The sequence below is a fragment of the Micromonospora phytophila genome, assembly GCF_023656545.1.
GTDB classification, from domain to species: domain Bacteria; phylum Actinomycetota; class Actinomycetes; order Mycobacteriales; family Micromonosporaceae; genus Micromonospora; species Micromonospora phytophila.
Window position 1 is genome coordinate 1 of the sequence record NZ_JAMOKF010000010.1, and the last position, 16221, is coordinate 16221.

Genomic DNA, 16221 nt, shown 5'->3' on the forward strand with positions numbered 1-16221 from the left:
CCACGTGGGCGGCGACGAAGTCGTCCCGGGCCACCTCGGCGAAGCCGCCCGGCGCGCCCGCGCCGTTGGCCGGATCGGACGCGGCCCAACGGGCCAGCGCGGCGTGCCGTTCGGCCAGCTCGGCCTTGCTCACCCCGGCGTACGCGGCCTCGCGCATCAGCGGGGTGGCGAAGGCGTACCCGGTGCGGGTGCGGTGCAGCATTCGGCGTTGCAGCAGCTCCTCGACGGCCCGGTCGAGTTCGACGGCGACGACCGCCGCCGGACGCCCGTCCCGGCCGGTCCGCTGTTCGCGCAGCGCCTCCAGCGTGCCGGCGGGCACGGTGTCGCCGACCACCGCCGCGTCGCGCAGCACCGACCGGGCGTCGGCCGGCAGCGCGTCGATGCGGGCGGCCAGCACGGCCGCCAGGTCGCGGGAGAGCAGCCGACTGCCGAGCGAGCCGGGCACCAGCCGCCAGCTGCCCGGGTTCGTGGCGTTCCGCTCCGCGACGGTGGTCAGCGCGCCCCGCTCCATCAGCAGGGTGACCAGTTCGGCCAGGTAGAACGGGTTGCCCTGGGCGGTGGCGAGGAGCCGGTCGGCGTCGGCCTGCGGCAGCCGCCCGCCGCCGAGGTAGCTGGTGAGCAGCCGGGCCGCGTCGGCGCCGCGCAGCGGCGGCAGCGCGTGCACCTCGGCGTCCGCGACCCGGGTCAGCGCCCCGGCGGTACGCACCAGCTCGGGGCGGCCGAGCAGCATCACCAGCACCGGACCGGTGAGCCGGGACAGGGTCACCCCGAGCGCCCGGATGGTCTCCCCGGTGGCGTCGTGCAGGTCGTCGACGACGACCACCAGGGGCGCCTCCAGGGCGAGGCCGCTGAGCAGGTCGGCGACGGCGTTCGGCACGGTGTCGGCGTCGGCGGTGGGGTGGGCGGTGCCCCACTCGCCCTGGTCGGTCGCGCCGCCGCTGGGCAGCTCGGCGTATCCGAGCAGGGCGAGCAGCTGGTCGGTGGCGACCGGAGCGGGGCCGGCGCCGGAGCGGGTGAGCCGCTGGCCGAGCCGGCGCAGCCGCTCCTCGACGGCGGGGCGGGTGAGCGCGGTGGCGGCGTCGTTGGGCAGGCCGACGGCGGCCCGGACCAGGTCGGCCAGGGGCGCGAGCCGGCGTCGCTCGCCGAAGGCGGCGCAGCGGACGGAGAGCACCCGGGCGCCGGTGTGCGCGGCGTACCGGCCGGCGCCCACGTCGTAGCCGGCGGCGAGGCGTTCCACCTCGGCGGCGAACCGGGACTTGCCGATCCCCGCCTCGGCGGTCATCAGCAGCACCCGGGGCTCGGCCCGGTCGATCACTTCGGCGAGCCGCCCGGCGATCCGCCCGATCTCGGTTTCCCGGCCGACGAACGGCGCCTCGTCACCGAGGCCGGACCGGGTGCCCGGGGCGTCCAGGAGACCGAGCAGCTCGTACGCCTCGACCGGCTCGCGCTTGCCCTTGAGCCGCAGCGGGCGCAGCGCCCGCCACGAGGCGACGTGCCGGGTGGCGGTGGAGGTCCGCGCCCCGGCGTAGACGGCGCCGACGGCGGCGGCGTCGGCCAGCCGGGCGGCGGTGTTCACGGTGTCGCCGATGACCGTGTATTCGATGGCGGCCTGGATGCCGGCAATCACGTCGCCGGTGTTCAGGCCGACCCGCAGGCCGAGCGGTGCGCCGCCGCCGCGTTCGTCGTCGAGTACCCGGCGGACGGCGCGCTGCATGGAGAGCGCGGCCCGCATGGCCCGCTCGGCGTCGTCCTCGTGCGCCACGGGCGCGCCGAAGACCGCCATGATCCCGTCGCCGGTCAGCTTGTCCACGTGCCCGCCGAAGGTCTTCACGGCGCCGGCCAGGGCGGCGAGCACCCGGTCGGTGACCGCGCCGACCCGTTCCGGGTCGAGGTCCTCCGACCAGGAGGTGAAGTCCGAGAGGTCGCCGAAGAGCACGGTGACGACCCGGCGCTCGGCGGCCGGCAACGTCGCGGCGGCCGGCAGCGCGGCACCGCAGTTGTGGCAGAACCGGGCGCCGGGCACGGCGACGGTTCCGCACACGGGGCAGGTCACGCTTGCTCCAACCCGCTCACCCCGGTGGCGGATTCCCCGGGGTCGACGCCGAGGTGTTCCAGCTGTGCGCGGACGGACCATTCGGCGGCCCACCACAGCGACCGGTCGACGTCCGCGTAGACCTTCGCCACCACCTCGGGCGCGGTGGTGGCGCCCTCGGCGACCGCCGTCCGGACCTGGTCGAGCCGGGCCCGGCGGTGGGCGAGGTAGAAGTCGGCGGCGGCGCCGCAGTCGGCCAGCGCCGGGCCGTGCCCGGGCAGCGCCGGGATCCCGCGGTACGCCGAGAGCAGCTCCAGGCTGGTCAGGTAGTCACCGAGATGACCGTCGGGATGGGCGACCACGGTCGTGCCGCGCCCCAGGATGGTGTCGCCGGTGAGGACCACCCGCTCGTCGCCGTGCTCCACCAGGAAACAGACGGAGTCGGCGGTGTGTCCGGGGGTGGGGAGCAGGTGGATCTCCAACCCGAAGCCGCCGAAGTGCTCGCCCGGGTCGGTCAGCGGTTCGCCGCCGATGGTGTGCGTCGGGTCGGCGGCGAGCACGTGGACACCGCCGAGCAGCTCGTGCAGGCGGGCCGAGCCCTCGGTGTGGTCCGGGTGCCCGTGGGTGATCAGCACGAACCCGACCGGCCCGTGCGCCGCGATCGCGGCCAGATGCTCCTCGTCGGCGGGCCCCGGGTCGACGACGACCGCGTGCTCCGCGCCCGGGACGCGCAGCAGCCAGGTGTTGGTGCCGTCGAGCGTCATCGGCCCGGGGTTGGGGGCCCGCAGCAGCGTTACCCAGGCCGGGAGCTCGTCGGCGAGCGCCGCCGCCGGCGCGGTGATGTGCCCGGTCATGGCTGCGATCGTACGGCCCCGCCCGCCACTCCCCGCGATCTTGCACGGTCGGCCCCCGGTTCGTGCCGGTTCACGGCTTTTGCCGGGGGCGAAGTGCAAGATCGCGGGAGACGGACGCGGGTCAGGCGACCTCGACGATGACCTCGACCTCGACCGGGGCGTCGAGGGGCAGCTCGGCGACGCCCACCGCGGAGCGGGCGTGCCGGCCGGCCTCACCGAAGACGGCGCCGAACAGGTCGGAGGCGCCGTTGATGACGCCGGGCTGCCCGGTGAAGCCGGGCGCGGAGGCGACGAAGCCGGTCAGCTTGACGATCTTGACGACGTTCTCCAGGCCGACCAGCGAGTCCACCGCGGCGAGCGCGTTGAGCGCGCACCGCTGGGCCAGGTCCTTGGCCTGGTCGGCGGAGACGCCGGCGCCGACCTTGCCGGTGGCGAGCAGCTTCCCCTCGGCGATCGGCAGCTGTCCGGAGACGTACACGTGCTGCCCGGACTGCACGGCCGGCACGTAGCTGGCCACCGGCGGGACCACCTCGGGCAGCTCGAACCCGAGCTCGGCGAGCTTCGCGTGCGGGCCGTTGCTCATGCCTTCGGCCGCTTCAGGTAGGCGACGAGCTGCTCCGGGTTCGGTCCGGGAACCACGGAGACGAGTTCCCACCCGTCCTCGCCCCAGTTGTCGAGGATCTGCTTGGTCGCGTGGACCAGCAGCGGGACCGTGGCGTATTCCCACTTCTGCATCGGTGGAGGGCTCCCTCGGTGACTTGACTCTTCCGAGGCACAGCCTACGGTCCGGCGGACGGCCGGGGCGCGGGACGCTGCTCCGGGGCGCTCGACTGTTCCCCGCAGGGCCCGCTGTGCTCGTACGGCTGGGGGCAGCGGGACCGGTTCGGCAGCAGCAGGTCGCAGAAGACCCGGTGCCGGTTGTTCTGGTCGTCGGCGGTGGAGACGGTCGTCTCCCCGGCGTCGAGTTCGGGCAGGAAGCTCAGCGACGTGGCGACCGTCCCGGCCAGCGCGGTGGCCGCCGTCAGGTCGGCCACCCGGATCGGCAGGTGGACGACGTAACCGGGCTCCTCCTCGTCCCGGCCGCGTTCGCCGGGGCGGCCGAGCGGCCGCAGCACCTCGACCGGTTCGGCGATCCGGCGGTACGACCGCTCGTTCATGGGCAGGCCACCGGGCGCACCCTCGGCCTCACCGGAGGAGCCGGGCCCGGTCCGCCGCACCCGGTCACCCGGGAACTGGGCTCGAGGGGTGTTGTCCACGTCGCGCATGCACTGCCTCCGGGCGTTGTACCTGGTCACGTCATCGCCTTGCGGCCCGGGACGTCGCCCCGGGACCGGCCCCCCGCGCCGGTGAGAACGTAGGACCGCGGCCGGAGTCCCGCCAACAGGACGCGCACGCCCGGTCACCAGGAGTCACATATGCGACACAGGCCTGGTAAGCGATCCGCCCCCACCCCGCCGCCCCGCAGCCGCCCGGATCGACCGCTACCCTTCCGGGCGGACGGGCGTTCAGGGCTCGCCTCCAGCTCGATCACGCTCGTCGCCAGGGGAGGCGACGACGCCGCACCCCCGGGGGATGAGATGACCCAACCACCCAGCGGTGGCCCGATCGGCTCGCCGGCCGGCCAGCCGGGCCTTCCGGCCGCTCCCGGCCCCGGCGCCGGCGGGCCCGGGGCGTCACCGACCCAGGACCCGTCGATGATCCCGCCACCCCCCGCCGGGTACCCGCCGTACCAGGCGCCCGGCGCCCCGAAGAAGAAGCGCGGCGTGCTGATCGCCTCGATCGCCCTGGCCGTGGTCCTGCTGCTCTGCGCGGGCGGCGGCGTGGTCGCGTTCCTGACGCTGCGCGACACGGAGACCGGCAAGGGCGCCGAGGAGCCCGCGGTGGCGGTCGAGGCGTTCCTCACCGCCGTCTACAAGGATCGCGACGCCACCAGGGCGGCCAGCCTGGTCTGTTCCTCGTCGCGCGACGAGAAGAAGATCGCCGCGAAGGTGGCCGAGGTGGAGAAGTACGTCTCGGCCTACCAGAACCCCCGGTTCCGGTGGAGCAGCCCGAGGGTGGACAACCAGACGGGCGACCGCGCCACCGTCACCACCAAGGTCACCATGACCACCGCCGACGAGAAGGTCGCCGACCAGGATCTGCGGTTCACGGTGGTGAAGAAGACCGGTTGGTGGGTCTGCGAGGTGGCCTGAGCCCACCCGGTGGATAGGCTCGACGGGTGCGAGCAGCTGAGCGGTCGGCCGACCCGGCCGGTACGGAGTGGCCGGCCCGCCTCCACGTGGTGACCGGCAAGGGTGGCACCGGCAAGACCAGCGTGGCGGCGGCGCTGGCCCTGGCGCTGGCCGCCGGCGGCCGGCGGACGCTGCTGGTGGAGGTCGAGGGGCGCCAGGGCATCGCCCAGCTCTTCGGCACCGAGCCGCTGCCGTACGAGGAGCGGCACCTGGCCGACGCGCCCGGCGGGGGTGAGGTGCGGGCCCTGGCGGTGGACGCCGAGGAGGCCCTCCTGGAATACCTCGACATGTTCTACAAGCTCGGTGCGGCCGGCCGGGCGCTGCGCAAGCTCGGGGCGATCGACTTCGCCACCACCATCGCCCCGGGCCTGCGGGACGTGCTGCTCACCGGCAAGGTGAAGGAGGCGACCACCCGCACCGCCGGCCAGCGGCGCGCGTACGACGCGGTGGTGCTGGACGCCCCGCCGACCGGGCGGATCGGCCGCTTCCTCAACGTGACCGCGGAGACGGCGAGGCTGGCCAAGGTCGGCCCGATCAAGACCCAGAGCGAGGGGGTCTCCGCGCTGCTGCGCTCCCCGATCACCGCCGTGCACGTGGTCACCCTGCTTGAGGAGATGCCGGTCCAGGAGACGGTCGACGCGATCGCCGAGCTGAACCAGCTCGGCTTCCCGGTGGGCCGGGTGATCGTCAACGGCACCCGGCCGCCGCTGCCCGTGGGCCGGGCGGTGACCGCGGCCGAGTTGAAGCGGGGGCTGGTCGCCGCCGGGCTGGCGGCGGACCGGGAGACCGTCGCCGGGCTGGCCGAGGAGGCACGTGACCAGGTGATCCGCCGCGAGCTGGAGGATTCGCTCCGGGGGGACCTGGTGGAGTTGGGGCTGCCGTTGACCGAGCTGCCGCTGCTGCCCGACGGGGTGGACCGGGCCGGCCTGGACCGGCTCGCCCGGGCTCTCGTCGGGGCCGATTGACTCACACCTGCCCTCGGCACGGGCGCGCGGACCGACCGGGCCCGATACGCTCGATTGGTGCCTTCCGAAGACGCGGCGCCGCAACTGGACGTCGACCAGATCCTCGCCGATCCGGGCGTGCGGATCGTGGTGTGCTGCGGGGCGGGCGGGGTGGGGAAGACGACCACCGCCGCCGCGCTGGCGCTGCGGGCCGCGGAGCAGCACGGCCGGCGCACGGTGGTGCTCACCATCGACCCGGCCCGCCGGCTGGCCCAGTCGCTCGGGCTGACCGAGCTGGACAACACCCCCCGCCAGGTCAAGGGGATCGACGTCGAGGTCAGCGGCGGTGAGCTGCACGCCATGATGCTGGACATGAAGCGCACCTTCGACGATGTGGTGCTCCAGCACACCGATCCGGCGAAGGCGGCGGAAATCTTCGCCAACCCCTTCTACCAGGCGATGAGCTCGACCTTCGCGGGCACGCAGGAATACATGGCGATGGAGAAGCTCGGCCAGTTGCACGCCCGGGGCGAGTGGGACCTGATCGTGGTGGACACCCCGCCGTCCCGCTCGGCGCTGGATTTCCTCGACGCCCCGGCCCGGCTCTCCCGCTTCCTCGACGGACGGATGCTGCGGCTGCTGCTGGCGCCGGCGCGTACCGGCGGGCGGAGCATGTTCAGCCTCGTCACCGCCAGCTTCGGGATGTTCTCGAAGGTGGTGCAGAAGGTGCTCGGCGCCCAACTGCTGACCGACCTCTCCGGCTTCGTCGCCGCGCTCGACTCGATGTTCGGCGGCTTCCGGCAGCGCGCGGAGCAGACGTACCGCATCCTGCAGGCGCGGGAGACGGCCTTCCTGCTGGTCGCGGCGCCGGAGCCGGACGCGGTCCGGGAGGCCGCCTACTTCGCGGGGCGGCTGCGGGAGGAGAAGATGCCGCTGGCCGGCCTGGTGGTCAACCGGGTGCACCGCCCGGCGGCGTCCGACCTCGACGCGGCGGAGAGCCTGGCCGCCGCGGAGCGGCTGGCCGAGGCGGGTGGGCACGAGGGCACCGTCGACGTGCTGCGGGCCCACGCCGCCCTGGCCCAGCAGGCGGTACGCGAGCAGCAGGTGGCGGCTCGGTTCACCGAGGCTTTCCCGGCGGTGCCGGCGGTGTCGGTGACGGCGCAGCCCGCCGACGTGCACGACGTCGACGGGCTGCGGACGATCGGCGCGGCGATCAGCCGACCGTGACCGGCGGTCAGCCGGCCGCGGTGACCAGGATCTTGTCCTTGCCGGTCTTGTCCTTGTCGTTCTTCTTCATGGCCGCCTCGAACATCTTGCGCCAGCTCGTCACCTGCGGGTGACGGCGCAGCAGCGCCCGGCGTTCGCGTTCGGTCATGCCGCCCCACACACCGAACTCGATCCGGTTGTCCAGCGCGTCGGCCAGGCACTCGTACCGGACTGGGCAGCTCCGGCAGATCCGCTTGGCCACGTTCTGTTCGGCGCCCTGTACGAACAACGCGTCCGGGTCCCCGTTCTGACACGCCGCCAGCGACGGCCAGTCAGTGATCATGCCCATGTGTACACGTCCCCCCTTGCAGTACCTACCGACCCCGTCGCGGACCAGCCGGCAATTCCCCCCGGTCGCCCGGCCGGCCTTCCCCAAGGCGGCACGGACGACATGTGGCGCTGTCGCCGCCACCATCATGCTCTGTAGTCGCCTGATTACGCAACGTTGTCGGCTAAATCCATCATTCCGGACAACCCCGGCTTCCCGGGCTCTCGATCGCCGGTTACCCCGCCGGAGTCCGTGAAAACGCTGCGGGTCCCCTCGCAGAAGAGGGAGACTCGGCGCCGGGTTCACGCAACCACACACCGGGGGTCGTGCGTTTAGCACAACGAGGTCGGCGCGCGCAGGAAATGGGGAAAGAACGCCCCAGCGCCCCTCGTTCCCTACTCGCGTACCCTGTCGAGGTGACCTGGATGCGGAAACGTGACCACAATGTGCTGACCAACGCCGCATCGCTGCTCGTCTGTGGGCTGCTGGCCGGGGTGGTGGTCGCGGCGGCGGCCTTCCCGGCGGTGGCCATGTCGGGGTTGGCGGCGAAGGCCGGCGCGGAGACGTTCGGCGCGCTGCCGAAGGAGCTGACGGTGGCCCGCGCGCCACAGATCAGCTACCTGTACGCCTCCGACGGCAAGACGCCGCTGGCGACGATGTTCGACGAGAACCGTCGCGACGTGAAACTCAAGGACATCGCGCCGATCATGCAGAAGGCGATCATCGCCGCCGAGGACCACGACTTCTACAAGCACAACGGGGTCGACCTCAACGGCATCGCCCGGGCGTTCGTCAACAACCAGTCCGGCGCGGCCAGCCAGCAGGGCGCCTCGACGCTGACCATGCAGTACGTCCGGCTGGCCATCGCCTACTCGGCGACCCACCCGGCCGACGTGGTCGCGGCGACGGAGGACACCAGCGCCCGCAAGCTGCGCGAGATGCGCTACGCCATCCAGATCGACAAGGAGCTCTCCAAGGACGAGATCCTGGAGCGCTACCTGAACATCGCCGCCTTCGGCAACGGCGCGTACGGCATCCACGCCGCCAGCCAGGTCTACTTCAGCAAGCCGCCGAGCAAGCTCAAGCTCGAGGAAGCGGCGATGCTGGCCGGGATGGTCAAGGCCCCGAGCACCAACGACCCGACCACCAAGAGCGGCTACGCGGCCGCGCTGGCCCGGCGGGACTACGTCATCGAGAACCTGGTCGAGATCGGCGCGGCCACCCGGCAGGAGGCGGACGCCGCCAAGGCGGCCAAGCTGGTGATCACCGGCAAGCGGACCCCCAACGGCTGCGTCGACACCAACGAGAAGGGCTGGGGCTTCTTCTGCGACTACTTCTACCGCTGGTGGATGCAGCAGGAGACGTTCGGCTCGACCTCGTACGACCGGGAGCGGCGGCTCAAGAGCGGCGGCTACTCGATCATCACCACCCTGGACCCGCAGGCGCAGCGCGGCGCGGACAAGGCGGTGCGCAAGGCCAAGAAGGAGACCGCCAAGGAAGCCGCCATGGTCGCGGTCGTCGAGCCGGGCACCGGGCGGGTCCGGGCGCTGGCGGTGAACCGCACGTTCAAGCTGGACGACCCGAGGAAGCCGGCCAACAAGGCGCACAGCGATCCGAAGCAGCGTCAGAAGGGCAAGCTCGGCAACTACCCGAACACCGTCAACCCGCTGCTCACCGGCGGCGACGGCATCACCGGGTACCAGGCCGGCTCCACCTTCAAGATCTTCACCATCGTGGCCGCCCTGGAGAAGGGCATCCCCCTCAGCTACACCATCAACGCCCCGCAGCAGTTCAAGTCGGAATACGTCATCCAGAGGAACTCTCCGGCGGCCTGCCCGGGCACGCACTTCTACTGCCCGACCAACTCCGGCAAGAAGGCCGGTGGCGTGCAGAACATGTGGAGCGCGTTCGCCCAGTCGATCAACACCTACTTCGTGCCGCTGCAACAGCAGGTCGGCGCGGACAACGTGGTGGACGTGGCCAAGCGGCTCGGCATCCAGTTCCGCACGACCGAGGACCTCCGGCTGGGCGGCACCAAGGAGGCGGCGCACGACTGGGGCGCCTTCACCCTCGGCGTCTCGCAGACCACCCCGCTGGAGTTGGCGAACGCGTACGCCACCCTGGCGGCGGACGGCCTGTACTGCGCACCGACCCCCGTGCAGCAGATCACGGACCCGGAGGGCAAGAAGCTCGACATCGCCAAGCCGAACTGCGAGCAGCGCGTCACCAAGGAGGTGGCCCGCGCCGCCGTCGACGCGGCCCGCTGCCCCGTCGGCGACAACTCCTCCACCAGCAGGTGCGGCGGCAACCGCACCGCCGCCGCGGTGAGGGGCATCGTCAAAGCGCCGGTGGCCGGCAAGTCCGGCACCACCGACTCGGAGAAGACCGCCTCGCTGGTCGCGATGACCAAGCAGTACGCGGTGGCCGGCATCATGGCCGACCCGGACTGGCCGCAGACCAACGTGAAGATGAAGCACAGCCCGCGCGACGGCATCAACCCGCCGGTCTACGAGACGCTGCGCGACGCGATGCAGGGCAAGGATCGGAAGAACTTCGAGCCCCCGGGCAAGAAGATCTCCGAGGGTGACCAGCGCCGGATCCCCGACGTGAAGTGCCTGGACGTGGACCAGGCGAAGTCCCGGATCAAGGCGGAGGGCTTCGACGCGGTGGTCTCCGACGTCAAGGTCCCGTCGAGCTGCCCCGTCGGGAAGGCCGCCGGCACCAGCCCGGACGGCCGGACCATCAAGGGCGGCGTGGTCACCATCCAGATCAGCAACGGTGGCGGCGCCACGGGCACCGGCACCACATCCGGCACCCAGGGCAGGCCGACCACTCCGGGCCGCCCGCCGAGCCGCCCCGGCGGCTGAGCCGGCCCGACACACGCACGGGCGGGCACCCCTCGCGGGGGTGCCCGCCCGTTTCGCGTACGCGGGTGGGTGAAGCGGCGGTCAGAGACCGAGCTGCCGGCGTACCTCGGCGGCCACCCGACCGCCCTCCGCCTGGCCGGCCACCGCGGCCTGGGCCGCCTTCATGGCCGGGCCCATCTGCGCCTTTCCGGTGAAACCGCCCGCGGCGAGCGCCCCCGAGACCAGCTCCGCCAGCTCCGCGTCGGAGAGCTGCTTCGGCAGGTAGCGCTCCAGCACCTCACCCTCGGCGGTCTCCTTCGCGGCCTGCTCCACGCGCCCGGCGTCGGCGAAGGCGACGGCGGCCTCCCGGCGCTTCTTCGCCTCCTTGGTCAGCACCGCGAGCACCTCGTCGTCGGTGAGCTCGCGCTTGGCCTTGCCGGCGACCTCCGCCGTGCCGACGGCCGCGAGGGCCATCCGCAGGGTGGAGGTGGTCAGCTCGTCGCGCGCCTTGAGCGCGGTACGCATGTCGACGGTCAGACGGTCCTTCAGCGTGCTCATGGACGGTCAAACTACCCTGATCGGCATGCGAAAGCGCACACTATTCCGGCTCGCGGCCGGAACCACCGCGATCGGCGCGGCAACCCTGGCGTACGCGTCGCTCGTCGAGCGCAACATGTTCACCCTGCGGCGGTACGACGTGCCGATGCTGCCGGCCGACGCCGAACCGCTGCGCATCCTGCACCTGTCGGATCTGCACATGATGCCCGACCAGCGGCGCAAGCAGGGCTGGGTGGCCTCGCTGGCCGCGCTCGACCCCGACCTCGTCGTGGTCACCGGGGACAACATGGCCCACCCGGGGGCCGTGCCGGGCGTGCTGCGCGCCCTGCAGCCGCTGCTCGACTTCCCGGGAGCCTTCGTCTTCGGCTCCAACGACTACACCGGGCCGGTCTGGAAGAACCCCTTCACCTACTTCCTGCCCCACCGGGAGTACACCGAGGGCGTCCAGCTGCCCTTCGAGGAGCTGCGCACCGTCTTCAGCGGCGCGGGCTGGGCCGACCTGAACAACGCCCGGACGACCCTGAAGGCGGGCGGCCGGCTGATCGAGCTGGTCGGCGTGGACGACCCCCACGTCGAGCGGGACGACTACCCGTCGGTGGCCGGGGCGGTGTCGTCCTCGGCCGACCTGTCGATCGCGCTCAGCCACTCTCCGGAGCCGCCGGTGCTCGACCAGATGGCCGCCGACGGCTTCGGGCTGATGCTGGCCGGGCACACCCACGGCGGGCAGGTCTGCGTGCCCGGTGTCGGAGCGCTGGTGACCAACTGCGGCCTGCCCCGGTCCATGGCCCGCGGCCTGCACCGCTGGCCCGGGTCGGACTCCTGGCTGCACGTCTCCGCCGGCCTCGGCACCCACCCGACCGCGCCGGTCCGGTTCGCCTGCCCGCCGGAGGCGACCGTGCTCACCCTCATCCCCCGCTGACCGCCGATTTGACCGTGCCGTGCTGACGGTGGGTCAGTTGGGGTGCCGCGCGCGCCGCCGAGGGCTGAATGGTCAGCGGAGGCGGCGGGCGCGTCTCCGGGTTCGGTGACGGGGGCGAGCCGGCCGCCGGCGGGCCCGGAGCCGGTGGGGGTACCGAGTTTGACCCTCGGAGGAGGTGGGCTACTATTTGTCGGCACGCCTCGGGGTGTGGCGCAGCTTGGTAGCGCGCTTCGTTCGGGACGAAGAGGTCGTCGGTTCGAATCCGGCCACCCCGACCAGAGGCCAAAAGGCCAGGTGAGATCACCTCTCACCTGGCCTTTTTGTTATGCCCTCGACACTCTGCCCCATCGGCTCAGGCCGCTGGCTCGTCGGCGCTTTCGTCCTCGTCAGCCCCGAAAGTCAGCGGAAAGTCAGCAAACGAGTCCCCTGACCTTCTCCGCGTCGGCCTCGAAGGCGTGCGTGTACCGGTCCGACCGCGGCGGTGGTGTGGTCATCCCGGTGCGGGTCGAGAACGGCGGCCACCCACCAGCCAGCCGCGTCCCCAACCTCACTGGGCAGAACACCTAGCGGTCATCGAGTTCGACCGTCGGTGAGAGCTCACGACACTGCCGAATTCCGCTCTTATGAATCAAGGCGGCCCGCAAGCGGGCCGCGCCGGCCCGGCCCCGGCCTGCTGGCGACCTCCGGCCGGCATCGGCCGGGCCGGCCGGCCACGCTGACGGACGACCAGGGCCTAGAAGACCTCGGGGCTCCGCCCCGAACCCCGACCCTCCTCAGAGATGCCGCCCACGGATCCCCTCGCCGGGCACCACAAGGGCTACCAGCCTCCCCGGACGGGGCCAATGTCGTTCGGCTGGTGACGCGCTCCACCTTGTCCCCGTCCGGGGAGGTGGACGGTCTGGCGACTGCCCGACGAGGAGATCCGCTACCTAGCCTTGGAGCCGCTGCGCCCAGTACACCTGTCCGTCGGGGCCCATGTAGACCAGGGACAACAGCAGGTCCGACATCGCAACCGGCGCGGTGGCTATCGTCTCCCGACCCGGATTTTCGGGGTACGGGAAGCGCGCGACGAACGTCAGCGGCGAAGCATTCTCGTCGGTCACGCCAAGTCTGTTGCCGTTGGTCCGCCCACCGGTCTCCCCGACTTTGATATAGCCTGCGCCTTCCAGCCAGGGATAGCGCTGGGCGATCTTGTTCTCGACTCCGGCGGTACCGACGCTGACGGCCTCCTCCCCTGGCGCAGACACGCCGAACGTCCCCGGCTTGTGCTTGGTGCGCTTGTCGATGAGGAAGATCGCGAAATAGCCGCCATCGAGTGGCTTGGGCGGGGCCTGCCAGGAAACCCGGCCGAGCACCAACTGGTCGCGTCCGGAGGCCAACGGCGCATGCGTCTCCTCACCGAGCGCAGCCTGAGCCTCCTCGTAGCTGACGAACCTGAGCGAGGACTCGATTACCAGCGCTTCCGGACCGTACGGCGGGTGGTTGTGCCACCACCGCCAAGCGACGACGGCCACCACCGCCAGGGTGATCGCCACCAGCGGTCGAGTTCTTCGCCACGTCACGCGCGATAGTGAACCACGCGATCACCAGATCCCGGGGGGCGCCCAAGCTGACAGTTGAGGCGCGCCTGGCACAGAAGGACTCCTGTCAGCCGACCGCAACCGAACAATCCTCGGCCATGATGCCAAGAAGATCGCAGATCGCCGCGTCAGCTTCCCCTTGGATGGGTGCTGCTTGATCACCGCTGCCGCCGCGCGCCTCCCCGCGCCAAAGCATGTCGGGTTCTGCTGCACGACCTCGGCGAGAATCTTGCTTTGCGCCTCATCGAGGGTGTTGTCCCGCGCGTTCACTTCGAGCCCACGCTGCTGCATCTGCTTCCGGAGCTGGCTGGCACGACTTGCGAACTCTTGCTCGGCCTGCTCACACATCGCAGACTGCTTGGTTGCGCCAACATGGCCGGCCGCGCCGACGGCGTACCCGCCCACCGCAAGAGCAACTGCCCCGGCGCTCACCAACGCGATCATCGATCGTCTCATTGCGCGGGATCGTATCGGCCCAGGTCTGGGCAACACATCTGCCCTCTCTGTTACTTGCCGCACGGGCCTCCACGGGCCAGTAGCCACGAGGCCGAGCGGTCACCAGCGGGCACGAGAGGTCTGCCGGCGCGTGGCCGCAGGCAGGCTTTTCGGGGCTTCACGTCCGGTTGAGCACGGTCTTTCAAACTGACGGTGCTGAGCAGGGGGATATGGACGGGGCGCGGGACGCCTACCAGCGGGTCCTGGGCGGCGGGGCGGCTCCTGGCCGGCGGGGTGGGGGCGTAGGCAGCGCGGCGGGCGGCTCTCGCGTCAGGGTCGCACCGTAATGATCCTTGCGGTCGACCTTTGCGCCAGCACCACGCGGCCGTCGGGGTTCGCCGCCATCAGCCAGATGTCGGTGGGGGTGCGACTGGGCACGTTGCTGAAGCTCGGGGGAAGCTCGACCAGGGGGGTCCGTCGGGGGTGGCGGCACAGGTAGTCGGCGCAGCTCAGCAGGACGGCCCGGCGAGGCTGCGGGGCCGACTGGCCGACCTGGACGCCCACGCGCTGCGGGGGGTTGCGCTCGATCCCTACGCCGTAGACGCCGCCCTGGGGGCGGTCGATGGTGGCCACCGGTTCGTCGCTGCCGCAGGTGTCCTTCAGGCAGTCGAACATGTCGTCGAAATGGAGCAGTGCCAGCTCTTCGTTGCTCGGCATGCCGGGTTGTCGGGGGTCGGACGGCGGCGCGAGGTGGGCGGAGTCGCAGGCCGTTGTCGTACACCAGCCGACCGAAACGGCGCCGGTGGACGGGGAGCGGAAGGCGATGACCGGCCGACCCGCGCGATCCGTGCCGACCGCGAGCAGTCTCTCCCGCCACGCCTCCTGCGTCCATTTCAAGGAGGTCTGCACAACCCCGAAGCTGATGACCGTGGGGCGCACGCAGAAGACGTCACGGCAAAGGCGCAACCCCAACTCGACCGCCGCCGGCTCCCGGGCCACGGACCCACCCCCCGACTTCTGGGGTCCCACCGGTATCGCGGTGCCGATGAGGATTTCCCCGCTGGGGGCCAGGGCGATCGCCGACGCCCGCGACCCGATGAGTGCCCTGTCCATGCCGTCCCGCCGCCGGCAGACCCGCTGCGCGTCGCAGTGCTCCAGTTGGTAGTCGCCGAGGGCGAACACCGAGCCGTCGGGTGCGACCACGGCGCCTCCCGTCCGATCGTCCACCGTCACCGACAGCTTGGTCCGCTGGATCGCACGGCACCAATCGTCGAGGCAGTCGTAGACGGTGGAGTGCCCCACGATCACCGGATGCCGACCCGCCGGCCAGCCCACGGCAAAGAGTTGGGTGAAGACCGGTAGTAGGCCGGGTTGCGATGCGCTGGGGTCGCGTGACTCCTGGACGGCGACCTCGGGCAGGCGCTCCGAGGCGACGACGCCACCGGCGAGCACCGTCGGCAACAGCAGCGCGGCGAGGGCGATCGGCAGGGCCATCCGGCGGAAGCGCCCCTGCACACGGCTCGTCTGCCATTCCTCCTGCTTCGCGCCCCAGAGCAGTTGGCCGGCGGGAAGCTTGCGGTATGCGGCTACCAGGGTGGACGCCTGTAGCGCGACCAGCGCGACCAGCACCACGTCCTTGATCAACCAGAGTGCCAGCCCGACCAGGTGTCCCTCAGCGGCGCGCTCGGTCCACGCCAGGGCCCAGCCGGCGAGCTGCGCCGGCGCGGCCAGACCGAGCAGCAGCAGAAAGCCGATGCGCCACACTCTGCCCCGCACGAGCGCCGACGCCGTCCGGTAAGCCGTCATGCCGCGGATGCCGTCGAAGACCGCGACCGGAACCACGAGCGCGAGTCTCACCAGGATCGGGGCGACAGACAGGGCGAGACCGACGGCGACCGCACCGAACACCGCGGGGTCAGCCGGTAGGGCAAGACCCAGCAGAAGAATGCCCGCCACTACTACCGCACCGGCTACGAGCAGGGCGCCGAAGGCGGTGGGCAGCACCGGCAGGGCCCGACGCAGCGGTCGGGGGGCTCCACGGCCGAGGACGAACACGCCCGCCGTCAGTGCCCAGGTCCAGAGAAGCGCGGTGACGGCAACCTCGGGCCAGCCGGCCGGCGCGAGAACGAGGATGCCGTTGATCACCTGCGAGGTCTCGGAACCGGTGGAGAGCCGCCAGATCGTCTGGAAGAGCGACAGCGGCACGAGCACCAGCACAAGTGACACAAGAAGGGCGCGCCGTGGCGTATGGATCACCAGCGCAGGGTACGAAGCCCGGCGCAACCGCG

15 protein-coding genes and 1 tRNA gene are annotated in these 16221 nt (G+C 71.8%); 6 read left to right on the forward strand and 10 right to left on the reverse strand.

The window, feature by feature from the left end; genetic code table 11:
- The 5 genes from NCC78_RS03240 to NCC78_RS03260 form a co-directional block, all read right to left on the reverse strand.
- A partial coding sequence (locus NCC78_RS03240; protein WP_250791658.1) for an adenylate/guanylate cyclase domain-containing protein occupies positions 1–2053 on the reverse strand: 2053 nt, incomplete at its 3' end.
- Positions 2050–2886: an MBL fold metallo-hydrolase gene (locus NCC78_RS03245; protein WP_250791659.1), complete on the reverse strand. Its 837-nt coding sequence runs from the start codon at positions 2884–2886 to the stop codon at positions 2050–2052. The genes NCC78_RS03245 and NCC78_RS03240, both read right to left, overlap by 4 nt.
- 121 nt (positions 2887–3007) lie before the next feature.
- Positions 3008–3469 (reverse strand): RidA family protein, encoded by a 462-nt coding sequence (locus tag NCC78_RS03250; protein WP_250791660.1) that lies wholly within the window; start codon positions 3467–3469, stop codon positions 3008–3010.
- Positions 3466–3621 carry a Sp36 family protein gene (sp36, locus tag NCC78_RS03255; RefSeq protein WP_013736319.1) on the reverse strand — a complete coding sequence of 52 codons (156 nt, stop codon included), beginning with the start codon at positions 3619–3621 and terminating at the stop codon, positions 3466–3468. Before sp36 ends, NCC78_RS03250 begins: the two co-directional genes overlap by 4 nt.
- Before the next feature lie 44 nt (positions 3622–3665).
- Positions 3666–4151, reverse strand: coding sequence for a hypothetical protein (locus NCC78_RS03260; RefSeq protein ID WP_250791697.1), 486 nt, complete (start codon positions 4149–4151; stop codon positions 3666–3668).
- Positions 4152–4463: 312 nt separating this feature from the next.
- Between NCC78_RS03260 and NCC78_RS03265 the strand changes: the two genes are divergently transcribed.
- The 3 genes from NCC78_RS03265 to bagB are packed head-to-tail and all read left to right on the forward strand — an operon-like array spanning position 4464 to position 7288.
- A complete protein-coding gene (locus tag NCC78_RS03265) occupies positions 4464–5078 on the forward strand; it encodes an Rv0361 family membrane protein (RefSeq protein ID WP_250791661.1) in 615 nt (204 codons plus the stop codon).
- A gap of 26 nt (positions 5079–5104) precedes the next feature.
- Positions 5105–6082, forward strand: coding sequence for an ATPase BagA (gene bagA, locus NCC78_RS03270; protein ID WP_250791662.1), 978 nt, complete (start codon positions 5105–5107; stop codon positions 6080–6082).
- 54 nt (positions 6083–6136) lie between these two features.
- The gene (gene bagB, locus NCC78_RS03275) at positions 6137–7288 is read left to right on the forward strand and encodes an ArsA family ATPase (protein WP_250791663.1); all 1152 of its coding nucleotides are present in this window, start codon (positions 6137–6139) and stop codon (positions 7286–7288) included.
- Positions 7289–7295: 7 nt separating this feature from the next.
- On the opposite strand, the gene NCC78_RS03280 is transcribed toward bagB, so the two are convergent.
- Complete coding sequence (locus NCC78_RS03280; protein ID WP_250791664.1) at positions 7296–7616, reverse strand: WhiB family transcriptional regulator; 321 nt, start codon at positions 7614–7616, stop codon at positions 7296–7298.
- Positions 7617–8020: 404 nt separating this feature from the next.
- On the opposite strand from NCC78_RS03280, the gene NCC78_RS03285 reads away from it, so the two are divergent.
- Positions 8021–10462, forward strand: coding sequence for a penicillin-binding protein (locus NCC78_RS03285; RefSeq protein WP_250791665.1), 2442 nt, complete (start codon positions 8021–8023; stop codon positions 10460–10462).
- An 81-nt stretch (positions 10463–10543) separates the two neighbouring features.
- Here the strand turns inward: NCC78_RS03285 and NCC78_RS03290 are convergent, their stop codons facing one another.
- Positions 10544–10999, reverse strand: coding sequence for a GatB/YqeY domain-containing protein (locus NCC78_RS03290; protein WP_250791666.1), 456 nt, complete (start codon positions 10997–10999; stop codon positions 10544–10546).
- A gap of 25 nt (positions 11000–11024) precedes the next feature.
- Between NCC78_RS03290 and NCC78_RS03295 the strand changes: the two genes are divergently transcribed.
- Positions 11025–11918 carry a metallophosphoesterase gene (locus NCC78_RS03295; protein WP_250791667.1) on the forward strand — a complete coding sequence of 298 codons (894 nt, stop codon included), beginning with the start codon at positions 11025–11027 and terminating at the stop codon, positions 11916–11918.
- Between the two features lie 201 nt (positions 11919–12119).
- Positions 12120–12196, forward strand: a tRNA-Pro gene (locus tag NCC78_RS03300).
- A gap of 651 nt (positions 12197–12847) precedes the next feature.
- Here NCC78_RS03300 and NCC78_RS03305 read toward each other — a convergent pair.
- From NCC78_RS03305 to NCC78_RS03315, 3 genes are all read right to left on the reverse strand, one after another.
- A complete protein-coding gene (locus NCC78_RS03305) occupies positions 12848–13453 on the reverse strand; it encodes a hypothetical protein (RefSeq protein WP_250791668.1) in 606 nt (201 codons plus the stop codon).
- A gap of 48 nt (positions 13454–13501) precedes the next feature.
- Complete coding sequence (locus tag NCC78_RS03310; protein WP_250791669.1) at positions 13502–13942, reverse strand: hypothetical protein; 441 nt, start codon at positions 13940–13942, stop codon at positions 13502–13504.
- Between the two features lie 321 nt (positions 13943–14263).
- On the reverse strand, positions 14264–16189 hold the full coding sequence (locus tag NCC78_RS03315) for a hypothetical protein (RefSeq protein WP_250791670.1): 1926 nt from the start codon (positions 16187–16189) through the stop codon (positions 14264–14266).
- Positions 16190–16221: the final 32 nt, after the last annotated feature.

Excerpts from the sequence above, each read along its gene's own strand:
- NCC78_RS03265 (WP_250791661.1), top strand. The coding sequence starts at position 4,464 with ATGACCCAACCACCCAGCGGTGGCCCGATCGGCTCGCCGGCCGGCCAG.
- NCC78_RS03295 (WP_250791667.1), top strand. The coding sequence starts at position 11,025 with ATGCGAAAGCGCACACTATTCCGGCTCGCGGCCGGAACCACCGCGATC.
- NCC78_RS03310 (WP_250791669.1), bottom strand. The coding sequence starts at position 13,942 with ATGATCGCGTTGGTGAGCGCCGGGGCAGTTGCTCTTGCGGTGGGCGGG.
- NCC78_RS03280 (WP_250791664.1), bottom strand. The coding sequence starts at position 7,616 with ATGGGCATGATCACTGACTGGCCGTCGCTGGCGGCGTGTCAGAACGGG.
- NCC78_RS03285 (WP_250791665.1), top strand. The coding sequence starts at position 8,021 with ATGCGGAAACGTGACCACAATGTGCTGACCAACGCCGCATCGCTGCTC.
- NCC78_RS03290 (WP_250791666.1), bottom strand. The coding sequence starts at position 10,999 with ATGAGCACGCTGAAGGACCGTCTGACCGTCGACATGCGTACCGCGCTC.
- NCC78_RS03250 (WP_250791660.1), bottom strand. The coding sequence starts at position 3,469 with ATGAGCAACGGCCCGCACGCGAAGCTCGCCGAGCTCGGGTTCGAGCTG.
- NCC78_RS03260 (WP_250791697.1), bottom strand. The coding sequence starts at position 4,151 with ATGCGCGACGTGGACAACACCCCTCGAGCCCAGTTCCCGGGTGACCGG.
- sp36 (WP_013736319.1), bottom strand. The coding sequence starts at position 3,621 with ATGCAGAAGTGGGAATACGCCACGGTCCCGCTGCTGGTCCACGCGACC.
- NCC78_RS03245 (WP_250791659.1), bottom strand. The coding sequence starts at position 2,886 with ATGACCGGGCACATCACCGCGCCGGCGGCGGCGCTCGCCGACGAGCTC.